Below are 15893 nucleotides of genomic sequence, written 5' to 3'. Positions count from 1 at the left end.
CGATCAACACCTTCAACGACAAAGTCAATTGTTTTTAATGCAGCTGAATAAGCAACTACCGAATAAAGTGGTAATACCCAACTATTTAATACAATGCCACAAACATATATAAAATCACATTATAGATCATCACAAAGGTACCAACCATTTTACCTAACTGTTTTGAAAATATCACAGTCATAACTTCAATACCATCCATAGCTCCTCCAAAGCGAATGGCTAAGCCACAAATCATACAACCAAACAAGGCACAAAGGAGTAAATCTGTACCTGCTAAAGGTGAAGCAATACTTACATCAATTGGAAAAACATCCGTTATCAGCCATGCGAATAAGGAATATATAAAAACAGTATATATAGCATAAAAAGTAAATTTCTTTCCTTGTTTTTTAAGTCCAATCAAAAACAAAGGAATGTTTAATATTAATAAGAATAGTGATAAAGATAAATAAGATGGTGTAATCTGTTCAAGTAGCATAGAAGTTCCAGAAATTCCACTATCATACAATTTTACAGGTATCATAAACAATGTGATTCCAAAAGCATTCACAATTCCAGCAATTGTCAACATTAAAGATTCGTAATACAAGGTGTTGGGTTTTGTTTTATAAGCTCAGCACTCCTTTTTAGGGCTTCATTTTAACATTCTCACACACCAAAATCATTTCATTCTCAAATCTTTTAAACAATTTAAAATTAATCAGATTCTACCACATAAGGGATTTCATTTTCTGCAAGAAGAAAATTAGTAGTAATATTTTGCGAATGATGAATCACTCTTAATATATAAACTTTATCACCCATTATTTCATAGATTATTTTAGATTTTTTGTATACTGCATATCTAACATTAGTTTCTTTTTTTAATAATTCAAATCTTGGATATCTTTCTGGCAAATATTCTAAAGATTTAATGAGTGAAACAATTCCGTTTATTAAGTGTTTCACATAATTCAAATCAAAATTATTCATGACATAGTACTCGTAAATGTGTCGAATATCCAAATTTGCCTTATATGATATTTCTACTTCAAAATTCATAATTTTAGATCCTTTTTCAATGATTCATAAAACTGATCAAAAGGAATTGTATTCCCTTTTAAAACTTCATCATGAGCAGCAAATATCTCTTTAGCTAATTCCTCTTTTGTAAGTTCATCTTCATTTAAAATTTTATTTGATGGAATTTTCACATCAAAAGGCAATCCATTATTTAAAATAATTTGATTATAAAACATGTTAATTGCGACAGAAGATGGTATACCTAATTTTGATAAAATGGCTTCTGCTTGTTCTTTTGTTTCTGGTTCAATTCTTGCGTATACATTTGATGTTTTTGACATAAAATAAGCTCCTTTTTTTCTTTATTATAAGTCAATGTACTTACATACGCAATCGATTATCAGACGTTATAATAAAAGAACAGACTATTTTTTAGCCTGTTCTACAATTTCATTGATTTTTTCTAAGACAGGTTCAAAACCTGTTTTTTCTGTACTACTAATCCCAAAGATGTTTTTCATTGGCAAATGAAGCTGTTGAGAAATATCTTTTAATGCACGAACACGTTTTGTCTTAGGAATCTTGTCAACTTTTGTAGCTACAATGACGATTTGAATTCCAAGACTTTGAATCATTTCAATCATATCTAAATCATCATGTGTAGCGCCATGTCTTGCATCGACAAGTTGTACAACACAACAAATCTGCTCTCTTTGATTAAAATAAGTATCCATCATTTTACCCATCTTAATCAGCATTTGTTTAGACATTTTCGCATAGCCATATCCTGGAACATCCACCAACATCCATGTATTATCAATCTTAAAGAAATTGATCAAACGTGTTTTACCTGGTGTATTTCCTACATAGGCAAGTTTCTTCTTATTAGTCAATGCATTAATAAAGCTTGATTTTCCAACATTACTACGTCCAACGACGACAACTTCTGGTAAATCAGATTCTGGCCATTGTTCTTTTTCAACAGCACTAATCACAAATTCACTGATCATACTATTTTACCAATGCGTTATGTAACACTTGAGATACATTTGAACAAGGAATAAAAGTAACTGCATCTTTTACTTCTTGAGGTACATCATCTAAGTCTTTTACATTTTCTTTTGGAATCAAGATTGTATCAATTCCAGAACGATGTGCTGCCAATGATTTCTCTTTCAATCCACCAATAGGAAGAACATTTCCTCTTAGCGTAACTTCACCAGTCATAGCTAAATTCGCTTTAACTGGAATATTAGAGAAACAAGATACCAATGCCGTTGTCATTGTAACACCAGCACTTGGTCCATCTTTTGGTACAGCACCTTCTGGTACGTGAATATGTACATCATTTTCTTCAAACAATTTTGGATCGATTTTGAATTCAGTTGCATGCGTACGAACATAGTCTAACGCAATACTAGCACTTTCTTTCATGACATCACCTAATTGTCCAGTAAGAACAAGTCTACCTTTACCTGTAAAGCGAGTTGCTTCAATTTGAAGGATGTCACCACCAAAACTTGTATAGGCAAGTCCTGTTACCGTTCCAACTTGATCTTTCTTTTCTTTTTTACCATAGTCAACTTTTTCATTACCCAACCACTCATGAACTAATTTCTTAGTTAACTTAATGCTGCGTTTGTTGTTTTTTAAGATAGCCAATACAGTTTTACGGCAAATTGTCGCAATTGTACGCTCTAATGAACGAACTCCCGCTTCACGAGTATAGTAACGAATTAAATATAGTAACATATCATCATCAATTTTTAATTGAGATGGTTTTAATCCATTTAGTTTTAATTGTTTAGGCACTAAGTGATCCTTAGCAATATGAACCTTTTCTGCATCTGTATAGCTTGATAATTCAATGATTTCCAAACGATCTCTTAATGCAGGTGGAATATTTTCTAAATAGTTAGCCGTTGCGATGAATAATACTTTTGATAAATCATAAGGCTCTTCAATATAGTGATCTGAGAAAACTGAGTTTTGTTCAGGATCCAATACTTCAAGCATTGCACTTGATGGATCTCCCTTATAATCACTTGCCATTTTATCAATTTCATCAATTAAGAATACAGGATTTGTCACGCCTGCCTTTTTCATGCCTTGAATGATACGTCCAGGCAAAGCACCTAAATACGTTCTTCTATGTCCTCGAATTTCCGCTTCATCACGAACACCACCAAGAGACATCTTCACAAATTTACGGTCCAAAGCACGTGCTACACTTTTTGCCAAAGATGTTTTACCAACTCCAGGAGGCCCTACCAAACAAATGATTGGTGCATTTAATGAATTAGTCATTTGTTTAACAGCTAAATATTCTAGAATACGTTCTTTCACTTTTTCTAGACCATAATGATCCGCATTTAAAGTGGCTTCTGCCGCATTTAAATCCTCGTTATCTTTTGTTTGTTGCCACCAAGGAAGATCCATTAGCCAATCAATATACGCTTTGATTACGCCAGTTTCTCCACTAGCCATAGGAAGCATTTCATAACGACTTACTTCATCTGATACCTTTTTCTTAATATAGTCAGGATATGGATTTTCAGCTAAACGCTTACGAATTTTAGCTGCATCTTCATCTTGAGCAACTGTATCCCCTAATTCTTCACGAATGACATTCATCTTTTCACGAAGATAGTAGTCCTTTTGCCCTTGATCGATTCTTTCTTTTACAGTTTCGTTGATTTGTTTTTCAACTTCACTCATCTTTTTTTCTTTTGCCATATCTTGAAGCAACATCATCAAACGATCATTCACTCCAAGTGTTTCAAGATATTTTTGTTTTCTTTCAAGGTCTAAAGGTAACCCCTGAACAGCTTTATCACTTAAGAATTCACCGCCCATACCTTTAGAAATTTCCATAACAATTTCTTTTGTCACAAAACGATCCTGACCTTGCATGCGATCAAGCTCATCTGCGATCATGCGAATTAAGGCTTCCTCTTCAACCGTATCTTGTTTTTCGCTTTCAAGAATTTCAACTTCCACAAGATCACTCAAGCTTCCATTGATCCATTTATTTAATTTAACACGCTTAATTCCACGGAATTTAACGCGTAAAAAGTTATCAAAACGACGAATATGGCGAACTTCACACAAAGTCCCTACAGAATATATGTCTTCGGTTGCAGGATTTTCTTGTTCAAGTTCTTTTTGAGAAAACAAACAAATCTTTTTATCATAATTATCCTGCGCATTTTCAACAGCATGTACAGAAGTATCTCTACCTACATCAATGACAATTTCTTGATTTGGGTACAGTACGACTCCTCTTGTACAAACTAAAGGATAGGTATTTAATTCCATACAAAAACCTCCTTATATTAAATATGGAAAAAGACGCTAAGCGTCTTTTTTCGTTTACATTATACTACTTTACAGAAGTTTTAATGAAGTCTAATGCTTTTTGATTAGCTAAATCTGCTTTAATACTTTCTGGAGAAATCAATGATTTGATTTTTTCAACTTCCATATTGTACATTTCAGACATTGTAGTAAATTCTTTTTCTACATCTTCGTCACTAGCTTCGATGCTTTCAGCTTTTACGATAGCTTCTAATACTAATTGAGTCTTAACACGAGCAGCAGCTTCTGGGCTCATTTGAGCACGAATTGCTTCTTCAGTCTGATGAGTTGCTTCTAAGAATTGTTTAGCAGTAAATCCAGATTGTTGCATACGACCTTCGAATTCTCTATACATACGATCAACTTCTGCATCGATCATAGCTGCTGGAATTTCAACGTTTGCGTTATCACAAACTTTTCCTAACAATTCATTAGTGAAGTTTTCTTCAGCTTCTCTTTCTTTTTGAGCCGTTAAATCTGTTTTTACTTTTTCTTTATAAGCATCAACTGTTTCAACGTTTTCGATTTTTAACTTTTTAATTAATTCATCATTTAATTCAGGAAGATCTTTATATTTTACTTCGTGAACTGTGCAGTGGAATGTTGCAGGTTGACCAGCAAGTTCAGCTGCTTGGTAGTTTTCAGGGAAAGTTACTTCAACGTCTTTTTCTTCACCTTTCTTAACTCCAACTAATTGTTCTTCGAAACCTGGAATGAATGATCCTGAACCAAGTTCTAATGGATAGTTTTCTCCAGATCCACCTTCGAATGCTACACCATCTTTTGTTCCTACAAAGTCGATAACTACTTGATCACCTAATTGAGCAGCATCGTCATCTTCACGAACAACCCAGTCTGCATAACGATCTTGAACACGTTTAACTTCGTTTTCAACATCTTCTTCTGTAACTTCTACATCCGCTTTTTTGATATCTAATCCTTTATATTCACCTAAAGTTACTTCAGGAAGCACTGTACATGTAAATACTAATACAGCTTTTTCATCATCAGCTTCTTTAACATCTAAAGTAGGACGAGCCACTAATTCGATATTGTGTTCTTTGATTCCTTCTGATAATGCTTCATTAGCAACTTCTTCACTAGCCATATCATATAATGCTTTTGAAGAAAGTTGTTTTTTTACTAAAGCATCCGGAATTTGTCCTTGACGGAATCCTTTCAAATTCATGTGAGATTTAGCATAGTTTAATGCTTTTTTCTGTGCTTTTTTCCAAGCTTCACCTTCTACTGTTACTTCTAATTCACCAGTAGAATTTTCTTTCAAAGTCCAAGTACTAGTCATTGTTTTCTCCTCGCTTTTCAATGGATAACTCAATATCCTCAATTTTTTCAAGACCTTGTTTTTTCACAAAACTAGGCCATTCATCGGATTTCTGCATTGCATCATACACAAGTCTTGTTACACTTTTCGCAAGTTGGTAAGGATCTTTATCTTCTTGATCAAATGGTCTTTCATATAAAACAAGCTGCATCAAAAGTGACATACAAAATTGAACCATAGTTGGATCTTCATTTGTAAACCAACTTTCAAATAACGAACTTGCTTCACAGATTGACAAGTCTTGCTCCATAGGTAAGATGGCACTTGGAATAAATGTAATGTTCAATCCGGATTTTATCAAATCAAATGGATCATCGATTTTCTGCTCCATTAAAGCCTCAATCAATGTACCCTTATATTCATCAGGTAAATCTGAATCCAATAATACCTGAACTTCATCATGACACATTCTTAAATTCATGTTCTCTAGCATAGAAATCGCATAGATTTTTTGTTCTAGACTTCCATGAATATAATCATGTAACTTGTTGAAATCCATACTCTTATTCTTCTGTTCCAAATAAGGTTTACATTCAGACTTATAAGATTCTAATAACTCCAATGCATCTTGTGGGACATAAGGCATGTTCAGCTCCTGACAAATCAATTCGTACGCCTGGGCATAACTTTTTTCATCTATCTCTTTTTTTATTTCTTTGATTAAAGAATGATAATATGCGTTCACTTATACCTCCATGCGAAACATTAGTATTCTACCATAAATATCGACAATAATCAATTCTACGCATTTTTAAAATACAGAATACGTAGAATGTCATTGAAAGAAAAAAACTCTCCTTTTATAGAGAGTCTACTTTCATATTTTTTTCTAATTCATTTAACTTCTTAAATTCATCTAATATACAAATAACAGAAACTACAAAAGCAACAAAATCCGCAATTGGAGCCGCATATAAGATTCCATTCAACCCAAAAAATTTAGGTAAGATCAAAACTAATGGAATCAAAAATAATACTTGTCTAGTCATAGATAAAAACATTCCTAAATATGCTTTTTTAATTGACGAAAAGAAGCTAGACGATAACATCTGTACTCCATCAACACATACTAGCATTAGATAGATTCGCATAAACATTGTCGCAAATTCAAAATAGTTCGCATCCCCTGATCCAAATATTGATAATACAGTACTTGTGCAGAATTGAAATAAAGCCCAGCCAATAAATGAAACAACCAAATTTACACTGATCGCAAGCTTGAACGTCTTTTTGACACGCTCATATTTTTGGGCTCCATAATTAAATCCAATAATTGGCTGCATTCCTTGCGAAATACCAATAATAATAGCTAATAATATCGCAGTGGTTTTCATCACAATGCCACAGGCAGCTAAAGGAATATCACTACCAAACTTAGTAAACTGTCCATAATACGTCAATGAATTGTTTAATACGATTTGCACAAACAAAATCGCAATCTGATTTAATGAAGCACTCATTCCAATGGTTGCCATTTCCTTTGTATCATTTAAAGAAATACGTAAACTCTTTTTATTAAATTCAATATGTTGAAAACTCTTAATATACCAAGCGGCAATAAAAAATGAAATTACTTGACCAGCTACTGTAGCGATGGCAGCCCCAGCGACACCCATATGAAATACAAAGATAAATAGTGGATCTAACATAGTATTCACAATAGCACCCGCAACCATACATGTCATTGAATATTTTGGTGACCCATCTGCACGAATCAAGTTACTAATCACATTTGTCGTAATCAAAAACGGAACACCCAAAGTTGTTATTCGTGTATATTCAAGTGCCAAAGGCATAATTGTGCTTGTTGCACCAAATGATTTTAGTAGAGGTTCAAGAAATACAAGTACTAAAACAACATAGATTACTGAGCAAAGAACAGACATACTAATACCATTCCCAGCAATACTACTTGATCGTTCTGGCCTTTTTTCACCTAGATATAAACTAAATAAACTTGCTGAACCAATCCCAATCAACAGTGCAATCGCAAGCGCAATGGTTGTCAATGGAAAAGCCACATTGGTTGCAGCATTTCCTAAAAATCCAACACCTTGACCGATAAAGATTTGATCTACAATGTTATACAGTGACGATACAAGCATTGAGATAATACTTGGTATCGCAAACTTTTTTAATAATGATGACTCTTTTTCATGCCCTAATGGATTTTGCATACTAATTCAATTCCCTCTTTCTAAACTGTGCAATTAAATGCTTATTCCCCATTGAATGCTCACGAATGACATTTAACTCATTTCCTCTTTCGTCAAACCATCCCACAAATTCATAACCTGGCTTTGTTGCCGGCAACAAATGAATTGTATCCGAAAAATACGTATATGACTTTGGGTTTCTTCGACTACTTAGTCCCCCATTTAAATCATACGTAATCTTATATTGACTTACTTGCCAATGGGCATATAAAGTACAAGACTCATGAATGGGTTCATCCAAGTTATAACGCCAACGATAATCACAATCCCAGAACCATCCATCAAAGGTATATCCAACTCGAACTGGCGGCTTTAAATCCCCCAATAAGCCATGTTCATCCGTACATACATCCATATAATTGGCTCCACCACACGTTTCAAAGTGGATAACTGGACATTCTTTATAAATAGCTGTTAATATGACTGGTTCATGAATGCCTGCTGGTAAACTTGTTATAATTTCACCATTAAACTGCCACCCTACAAACATAACGCCCTTCTTAAATGCCGGATACAACAATAATTCTTCCGATTCAATGCATGTATATCTTGGATTACGACGCGACATAACTCCGCCATCCACATCATATTCAATGGGATACCAAATAGGAATCCATTTATCATATAAAGTCACAGAATGAGGAAGCACCCCACCTGGATTTAATCTTTTTGTACACTCTTTATCTATATACCAACCAACAAACTGGTAACCTTCTCTTTTTTCACTCATCAAATATCACCTGCCCATTATTTTATCACAAATAGAAAAACTTCTAGGAAAATTTCTAGAAGTTATTCAAATAATTATATAAACTATTCCCAAAAGTCATTTCCATAAGTTCACTTGCGATTTCTTTACTTTGAATCCGCATCATATGATCTTCTACATCTTGTTTACCTAATAAATTTATATTTCCATACCATACAATTTCCTGATCAATAATCGCAAAATGTTCACAATTATCTTCTGCAGATTTTAGATAAAAACCAGATTGTCTCATTTCTTCTAACAACTGCATTCTATAATTTGAACTTCCAAACCTAATTTTATCAGGCATCCAAGAAACTATGGTTACTTCAACTCCACTTTCCATCTTTTCTTTGATCAATTTAGTAAATTCTAGAACTCTATCGCCAGATAATGAAGGACTGGATACAATAATATTCTTCTTTGCACGCATTAAGTCATGACTATACATATCGTAATAATTACTTGCATCATATATAGATTGAGAAATTTTCAATTCACTTTTTATGCCGTTAGTATCCGAAATTAATTCATAACCTGATTTTTTATAGGCCTTTAATCTTTTTCCGTACATTCGATCAAACATCGGAATATGGACATCTACATAATCATATACAAGTATTGTATCTTTTTTATCATATAGTCGATGAATTCTTCCTGTAAATTGTTCTATAACGCTACTACTAGCTACAGGCATTGCTAGAAACAAAGTATCTAACCTATCAAGGTCAAAGCCTTCTCCAACAAGTGATCCTGTCGCAACCAATATCATAGTTTTGTCTTCTGGCACACTTTTCATTAATTCAACAATATGATTATTTTCTTTTTTTGATTGACTACCTATCAATAAGAAAACTGAATCTGCCACACCTTCTAATTGTTTATATAGCTTCTTACAATGATTTACATATTTTGATAATACAACAGGCGTACGTTTTTTCTTTATACATTCTTTTATATCCTGAATAATCATTTGATCTCGCAAATCATTATCTCGTAATATTGAGTATGCTTCATTTGGATTCTTTTCATCTTTCATCATTCCTCTTGGTGCAACTACATGCGTAAACCGAGGATATAATAAACGAGGAATCCCTTGTTGTTTTGCTTGTTCTTTTGCGGAATATTTATGTCGTATTGGACCAATAAGCATAAAATTCATCTTATCCAATTGATCCGTTCGATCAACAGCTGTAACACCATACACATACTTAGCTTTAATTTCCTTTAAAACAGCACTTTCTGTATTTGAAGCCGCATGATGACATTCATCCACAATGATCATGCCATACTCATTCAACAGTTTATGAAATTTCCCCTTTTTACATATAGAGCCAGCCATTGCGATATCAATTATACCTGTCATAGAATCATGAGATCCTTGTAAAGTACCTATCAATGATTTTCTCTTTTTGATCAAACCTTTAGGTGTCGTATATTCAGGTAACTCTTCATTTATATCCAAAAATGTCTGCAGCTTATCTTTCCATTGTTCTAATAAAGATGAACTTTCCAACAAAATTAATGTATTCACTTTCTTTGTCGCAATTAAATCTGCACAAAGAACGGTCTTACCAAAAGCTGTAGTTGCTAATAAAATACCATTATCATGCTCAATCATTTTATTTAGAGCTACGTTTTGTTCAGGTTTTAACTCTCCCTTAAAAGTAACATCAATACTTCTTCCTTGTTGCCTTTTATCATCAATCATCATTTGAATCCGAGCGTTCTTATTATACGAAATTAAAGTATCATAACAACCTCTAGGAATTTGTATATATCCACTATCGTGATCTTCACCAAGATATATATATTTATACATGCCAAAAGTAGAAATTCCCATACCTTGATTTTTATAATAAATAGGATTACTAATTCTAGCCAATTTGCGAATTTTATTTTGAATAGATACGCTTAAATTTGAAGTATCCACATAAATACCATTTGATAAAATGATATGCATTTTTCCATCCACTTCATTCTTTTCAAATTCTTTAACAGACTCCCAAGGTTTATCATCTGAATTTCCATGCCATTCTTTTATCTTTTCTTCAATAAACGACTGTGAAAGCTTAGGCTTAGACCACAATATATTCCATTGATTTGAATAGGCATTCCAATTTTCATCAATAAATGCACTGTTGCCATCTTTCAATGCTCGTCCTTGTAATGGCAATGCGATTAAATTTCCCAGACCACCCTTTGGCATACTATCTTGTGCTGGTATCATACGATCATAGTATTTAAATGATTTTAAATTCACTTGTTCTGCACCTTTATCCAACAAAGCATTTCCAAAATTTCTTGCCAAAATAGCTGAAATCGGTTTATCAAAGAAAATCCAAATATGTGCTCCTTTACCTGATCTAGAACGTTCAATCAATGGATCAATTCCATTTAATTGACAAATCTCACGCATCGCATTAACTTCTTCTTTCCACCTCTCATCTTTATTCGCAAAATCATTTCCTGCATCTTTATCATGATTATCAAAATCAAAAACTAAAAATCGACACGTATTATCTTTATACAATGGATAAACACCAATCACTTCATTTCCTTTTAAATGTGACATAATACTATCAATTGTCAAAGCTTTATACTTTTGGTAATGACAATCTTGGCAACGAAATCCTGCATTCCATTTCTTACCACAACCATCTGACCAAAAATTAATACATTGTGGATAGTATCCCGCTTTATTTGTTTTCTTGTTTTCTACTCTTTTTGCGTATACGTCTGTACGACCCCAAAAACGTGCAAAAAATCGATTTGCCATATCTTTTGTGATTTCATTTGGAAAAACAATACGACTTTCTTGGTTCGTTTCAATAGTTTCTGCATTCGCAGAATTCTTTAATTGATCCAATTCTTCCTGATAAGAAATTCCTTCTCGATTCAAAATGTTCTTCAAGCATTGAATCTCTTTTTTTAAGTCATCTATGATAGTCAAATTGTCATTCGTCTGTTTCACAAAACCACCTACTCTTTTCAATACTATTTTAATTGAATTAGTTAATAAAAAAAACACCCAAGACTCCGTTAGTTAGACGGAGAGGAGTGTTTTCAGAACACATCTGCAAGTAGTAGTCTTGTAGTAGTTCTATTCATATAATACTCCTTTTCCTTTCCTTCTGTGTTAACAAATAATGATAAAATACCAATTAACGAAATTGTGCTATATCAAAATTTTAAGTACGATAATATTAGAAAGGTTCATGGAGGGTCAAATGCGTATGTATTACTTATTATTCACTGTACAATTCATCTTATTTTTCATTGCACTTACAGATTATTCAAAATGGAAACTGATTTCATTTTTCACCATTACTGCAGTATTGATTCTCTATAGTATCTATACACATGATACAGCGCAAATCATCATGTGTATTTTAGACATAGTTTTCATTGGTTTCTATTGGTTTTACAAGAAAAGACACTAAATAATAGTCAAGAATTACCATTCAATATACTTTTTAATTTCCATTTTTGTTGCTATCTGCTCCTCTAATAATGATATTTTTTCTTTCAACGGTTGTATCTACATATGTTTGAAGAAATTTGTTTTCACTAAATTTGTTTCTATTTTCATTTTTCAAATTGTTCTTTTTTGTACTATGTAGTGTTTGAAACTTTGATACTTTTTTATTTAATTATGAGTTTATTAACTTTAGTGCTTTGAATAAATTTTTTAAAATCTACTTCTAACATTCTATATACTCCTTATCTTTTTTAGCATTAAATTGACGCATTCATATTTTATACTTATTATGTCCCATTTTTATATTTTAACATACATACCTTTGCCCCCTACATCTCATCGCCTTAAAAAAAGTAGCAAGCATGTCATTTGTCTGACGCCAAACGACCAAACTTTTTAGGGTTGCACCCCTAAGACCCCATGCCTCCGACGGATTCTAAAATAAAAAAGCGGAAAATGAATCTACACACACTAAAATATACATGCATTTTCTCTTTTATATTTTATGTAATGCTTTATGAATGGTGGCAATATTGCCACATTAGCTTTTTTGAATGATTCCCAAAAAGTCAAATATTTGATTATTTATTTACATGAGTCCATTAGTTAAAAGTTAAAAACTTTAATTCTTTTATAGCTGTTTTATAATTTCATACAAAAGTATAAATAAGTAAACAAATGGTGTAAAATAATAAATGGGAGGCATAATGATAAAAATATTAATTTGTGAAGATATAGAAAGAGATAAGCTACACTTGCATCAATTACTAGATTCTTTTTTGTTAGCGAACAAAATATCATATAAGATTGATTATCTTGAGAACTTCGATGTAGGGACCAACTTATTCTTAGAATATGATTTGATTTTTTTGGATATTGAACTAGGAGACTACAACGGCATAGAAATCGCATCAAAAATAAGAACCTATAATCGTAGTTCTATTATTATAATTACTTCTAGCTTTAAAAAATATTTAATAGATGGATATAAAATAGAAGCAAAAAGATATCTTATTAAACCAATTGATGAAAAAGTATTTAACATAGAGATGCAGAGTGTCTTATCAACTTCATTTAAACAACAATACGGTTTTTTCGATAAAAAGATATCTCAATATAAGATTCACTATAAGGATATGTTATACATAGAATTTCTTAATCGACATACGATTATTCATTTTGTTAATAATATTGAGAAAAAAACTACATATCCTCTTAAACATTGGATTGAAAAACTATCTAATAAAGGGTTTGGACAACCCTATAAGTCTTTTTTAGTTAATCTTGATTATGTTAGTGGTTTTTCTTCAGATGGTAAAGATATCATCATGAACAATGGTGAAAAAATCCCGTTGTCTAAGAATTTTAAAAAGTCATTCACAAATCAATATTTTGCTAATTTGCATAACATACTATGATGATTTTTCTATCCGATATACTCACAGTTATTTTTATTACACATTTCTTTAACCAATTTATTGCCAAAAGAAAAATATCCTATTATATGTTTTTTTTATTATTTCTTCTTGCTATTATGTGCACTTATTTAGGAAATTATAACGGAATCAATCAGATAGGAAAAATTCTCTCTTTTATTACACTATACATATATATATCATTTTTATTTAAGGGTTCGCTAATTAATAAATTTATATTGTTTTTGGTATGTTACTTGACGATAGGGATTTCAGAGTCATTATCAATTGTTTTTTTTCAATTATTTAATCCTAGTTTCTCTTTAAATAATATCTACACATCAAATACTTATTTGGTGATTATAATTTTAACGCAGTTTTTTGCTTATTTTTTTTCATATATCATACAAAAAATATGTCATACTATTAAAATCACAAACTTACCCAAATCCTTTTATATTTTGTTTTTTCCTGCATTAATAACGATATTGTTTCTCATTGTATATGGAAACTATCAAACACTCTTTTCAGGAAACAAGATTCTTGTTATTATTTTATTTCTCTTGCTAATTTCTAATTCCATTACAATACTGTTTCAACTACAAATCATCAAAAACGAAAACCTTCGAAAAAGTTTAGAAATATCAGAATTAAGTAATGAAATGATGATTTCAAAATTTAATTCCTTAAATAAGGAATATGAATCCAATTTTAAATTTTTACACAATTTACTTCATACTTGTGCTGAACTTAATCAGTTAATAGATCAGAAAAAATATGATGAGCTAGACTTATTAATTCAATCATTGTCAAACAAGACAATCAAAGAATTTAATGAAATATATACCAATTCCCCAATCTTTTCAACAGTTTTAAACCATAAAAAAAATCAATTATCAAGTTTACATATTTCAGTTACATCAACCCTTTATAGTGATGATTTATCAAGCTTAGATTCCATCAATCAAATGATTTTTTTTACTAAAATCTTAGATCTTGCTATAAAATATTGTAGTTTATCTGATGAGCAAAGATTTATTATCATTAAATCGCGAAAAGATATATATTCTTGTACTCTTCAAATTATTTTTAATTTTCCTTCTACATTCGAGAATGATATAAAAGAATCAACTTCAAATATTGATAAAGAGTTTAATACTCAATCAGACATATCATTTGATTATAATTTAAAGATTGTAGATATAATTTTCTTAATAAACTAATTCACCTAATCTCACATCCAAATGTTCGAACACAAAAATGCCTCGTTTCACCGCAGTCAAACTATGGTATTAAGGCCTTATTACACCGATCATCCGTTATGTTACACCGATTCAAACCGTCATCAGTAACTGGTATAACCGCTAGAGTCACACCGAATTAGCCATCAATTACAGTTTTAGTGACTCATCCTACACAATTCTTTTAAAAAGAAGGGGATTATTCAAAAGTCGAACGATAAAAAGAGCCATTTCATAATTTGAAGTGGCTCTCTTCATGGATTCAGTGGCTCTGAGCAATGGATTGTATGGATCTTAGTGATGATTCTCAGTGTATGAAGCACCTACTTTATCAACTTTTTGGAAGGAGAGAATATTTCTCTCCTTATTTTATAGAAAAGAGGATGACTTATGCCATATCAAATAAAGGTACAGAATAAAATGGGGGATTGGTATCAAATTTTTCCTGAAGATGAAATGCTAAAATCTTTTTTGAAAGTAATGAAGGAACAAGGTGCTATTTTTCAAGAGGACGGAAGTTTTACTTGTGAAATTTATGAAATACAACCCGTAATTGATTCTATTGAAGAATATATTAAAGATAAACAAAAAGAATTTAATTCGCCTCGTGCATTGCGTACAAGAATTCAAATAAGACAATTAGAAATGGATCAGGGCATTTATAAGGTGGTTCCTAATAGTTTATTTGATTTAACAAATGACTTTGTACCATCAACTCGAAAAAAGAATACGGGATATGACATAGAGCCGACATGGAGAATTATTGAGAAAAATGCTACACATTGGTTTTTATTTACTAGTTTTAATTTTATAAAATTTCTGGAAGGTTCTATAATCAGATCTGATATTTTAACATTTAAATTAAGAGAGCATGAGACAATTCTAATAAAAGGCGTAAATGAATAAACAATGTTTATTTGAAAACATTTTGAAAACCTTTATACATAAAACTTAAATAAAATGCTGCTAATTATTATAATTCCCTGCTTTATGTAAAGGGAAATTCAGAATTGCTGAGATATAAAAAGACATAGAGTTATATCCCTCCGTCGACGCCATCTTGTGAATAAAGCCCTTATATAAGGGCTTTT

The 15893-nt window shown here is 31.7% G+C and carries 13 protein-coding genes and 1 pseudogene; 3 read left to right on the top strand and 11 right to left on the bottom strand.

The genetic code is table 11. The annotated features are described in order from the left end of the window. Positions 1–5: 5 nt before the first annotated feature. The 11 genes and pseudogenes from EUBIFOR_RS13595 to EUBIFOR_RS10310 form a co-directional block, all read right to left on the bottom strand. Positions 6–95 (bottom strand): annotated as a pseudogene (locus EUBIFOR_RS13595) (hypothetical protein); the annotation flags it as partial. Next, a complete protein-coding gene (locus tag EUBIFOR_RS13175; RefSeq protein ID WP_003866002.1) occupies positions 86–571 on the bottom strand; it encodes a YitT family protein in 486 nt (161 codons plus the stop codon). The gene EUBIFOR_RS13175 and the pseudogene EUBIFOR_RS13595, both read right to left, overlap by 10 nt. 125 nt (positions 572–696) lie before the next feature. Then, positions 697–1041 carry a type II toxin-antitoxin system RelE/ParE family toxin gene (locus EUBIFOR_RS10350; protein WP_003866001.1) on the bottom strand — a complete coding sequence of 115 codons (345 nt, stop codon included), beginning with the start codon at positions 1039–1041 and terminating at the stop codon, positions 697–699. Next, positions 1038–1343, bottom strand: a complete 306-nt coding sequence (locus EUBIFOR_RS10345) for a type II toxin-antitoxin system RelB/DinJ family antitoxin (protein ID WP_003866000.1) — start codon at positions 1341–1343, stop codon at positions 1038–1040. Before EUBIFOR_RS10345 ends, EUBIFOR_RS10350 begins: the two co-directional genes overlap by 4 nt. A gap of 84 nt (positions 1344–1427) precedes the next feature. Then, positions 1428–2012: a ribosome biogenesis GTP-binding protein YihA/YsxC gene (gene yihA / locus EUBIFOR_RS10340; protein WP_003865999.1), complete on the bottom strand. Its 585-nt coding sequence runs from the start codon at positions 2010–2012 to the stop codon at positions 1428–1430. Position 2013: 1 nt separating this feature from the next. Beyond that, the gene (lon, locus tag EUBIFOR_RS10335) at positions 2014–4320 is read right to left on the bottom strand and encodes an endopeptidase La (RefSeq protein WP_003865998.1); all 2307 of its coding nucleotides are present in this window, start codon (positions 4318–4320) and stop codon (positions 2014–2016) included. A gap of 64 nt (positions 4321–4384) precedes the next feature. After that, on the bottom strand, positions 4385–5662 hold the full coding sequence (gene tig, locus EUBIFOR_RS10330) for a trigger factor (protein ID WP_003865997.1): 1278 nt from the start codon (positions 5660–5662) through the stop codon (positions 4385–4387). After that, positions 5655–6386 carry a DUF3196 family protein gene (locus EUBIFOR_RS10325; RefSeq protein ID WP_003865996.1) on the bottom strand — a complete coding sequence of 244 codons (732 nt, stop codon included), beginning with the start codon at positions 6384–6386 and terminating at the stop codon, positions 5655–5657. The genes tig and EUBIFOR_RS10325 overlap by 8 nt, the downstream gene beginning before the upstream one ends. 115 nt (positions 6387–6501) lie before the next feature. Then, on the bottom strand, positions 6502–7878 hold the full coding sequence (locus EUBIFOR_RS10320; protein ID WP_003865995.1) for an MATE family efflux transporter: 1377 nt from the start codon (positions 7876–7878) through the stop codon (positions 6502–6504). Between the two features lies 1 nt (position 7879). Continuing rightward, positions 7880–8647 (bottom strand): InlB B-repeat-containing protein, encoded by a 768-nt coding sequence (locus tag EUBIFOR_RS10315; RefSeq protein WP_003865994.1) that lies wholly within the window; start codon positions 8645–8647, stop codon positions 7880–7882. A 55-nt stretch (positions 8648–8702) separates the two neighbouring features. After that, on the bottom strand, positions 8703–11639 hold the full coding sequence (locus EUBIFOR_RS10310; protein ID WP_040466497.1) for a TOTE conflict system archaeo-eukaryotic primase domain-containing protein: 2937 nt from the start codon (positions 11637–11639) through the stop codon (positions 8703–8705). 1214 nt (positions 11640–12853) lie between these two features. On the opposite strand from EUBIFOR_RS10310, the gene EUBIFOR_RS10300 reads away from it, so the two are divergent. From EUBIFOR_RS10300 to EUBIFOR_RS10290, 3 genes are all read left to right on the top strand, one after another. Then, positions 12854–13564: a LytR/AlgR family response regulator transcription factor gene (locus EUBIFOR_RS10300; RefSeq protein ID WP_040466496.1), complete on the top strand. Its 711-nt coding sequence runs from the start codon at positions 12854–12856 to the stop codon at positions 13562–13564. A 659-nt stretch (positions 13565–14223) separates the two neighbouring features. Beyond that, the gene (locus tag EUBIFOR_RS10295) at positions 14224–14784 is read left to right on the top strand and encodes a hypothetical protein (RefSeq protein ID WP_147587422.1); all 561 of its coding nucleotides are present in this window, start codon (positions 14224–14226) and stop codon (positions 14782–14784) included. Positions 14785–15192: 408 nt separating this feature from the next. Beyond that, on the top strand, positions 15193–15708 hold the full coding sequence (locus tag EUBIFOR_RS10290) for a hypothetical protein (protein WP_003865988.1): 516 nt from the start codon (positions 15193–15195) through the stop codon (positions 15706–15708). Positions 15709–15893 lie beyond the last annotated feature (185 nt).

It is taken from the genome of Holdemanella biformis DSM 3989, from assembly GCF_000156655.1.
Classification (GTDB): domain Bacteria; phylum Bacillota_I; class Bacilli_A; order Erysipelotrichales; family Erysipelotrichaceae; genus Holdemanella; species Holdemanella biformis.
The sequence above is the reverse complement of the archived record's forward strand: the minus strand, read 5'-3'. Positions and strand labels throughout refer to the sequence as shown.

Coding starts and splice junctions, on each gene's coding strand:
- EUBIFOR_RS10300 (WP_040466496.1), top strand. CDS start 12,854: ATGATAAAAATATTAATTTGTGAAGATATAGAAAGAGATAAGCTACAC.
- EUBIFOR_RS10345 (WP_003866000.1), bottom strand. CDS start 1,343: ATGTCAAAAACATCAAATGTATACGCAAGAATTGAACCAGAAACAAAA.
- EUBIFOR_RS10290 (WP_003865988.1), top strand. CDS start 15,193: ATGCCATATCAAATAAAGGTACAGAATAAAATGGGGGATTGGTATCAA.
- EUBIFOR_RS10315 (WP_003865994.1), bottom strand. CDS start 8,647: ATGAGTGAAAAAAGAGAAGGTTACCAGTTTGTTGGTTGGTATATAGAT.
- EUBIFOR_RS10320 (WP_003865995.1), bottom strand. CDS start 7,878: ATGCAAAATCCATTAGGGCATGAAAAAGAGTCATCATTATTAAAAAAG.
- yihA (WP_003865999.1), bottom strand. CDS start 2,012: ATGATCAGTGAATTTGTGATTAGTGCTGTTGAAAAAGAACAATGGCCA.
- lon (WP_003865998.1), bottom strand. CDS start 4,320: ATGGAATTAAATACCTATCCTTTAGTTTGTACAAGAGGAGTCGTACTG.
- EUBIFOR_RS10350 (WP_003866001.1), bottom strand. CDS start 1,041: ATGAATTTTGAAGTAGAAATATCATATAAGGCAAATTTGGATATTCGA.
- EUBIFOR_RS10295 (WP_147587422.1), top strand. CDS start 14,224: ATGATGATTTCAAAATTTAATTCCTTAAATAAGGAATATGAATCCAAT.
- tig (WP_003865997.1), bottom strand. CDS start 5,662: ATGACTAGTACTTGGACTTTGAAAGAAAATTCTACTGGTGAATTAGAA.
- EUBIFOR_RS13175 (WP_003866002.1), bottom strand. CDS start 571: ATGTTGACAATTGCTGGAATTGTGAATGCTTTTGGAATCACATTGTTT.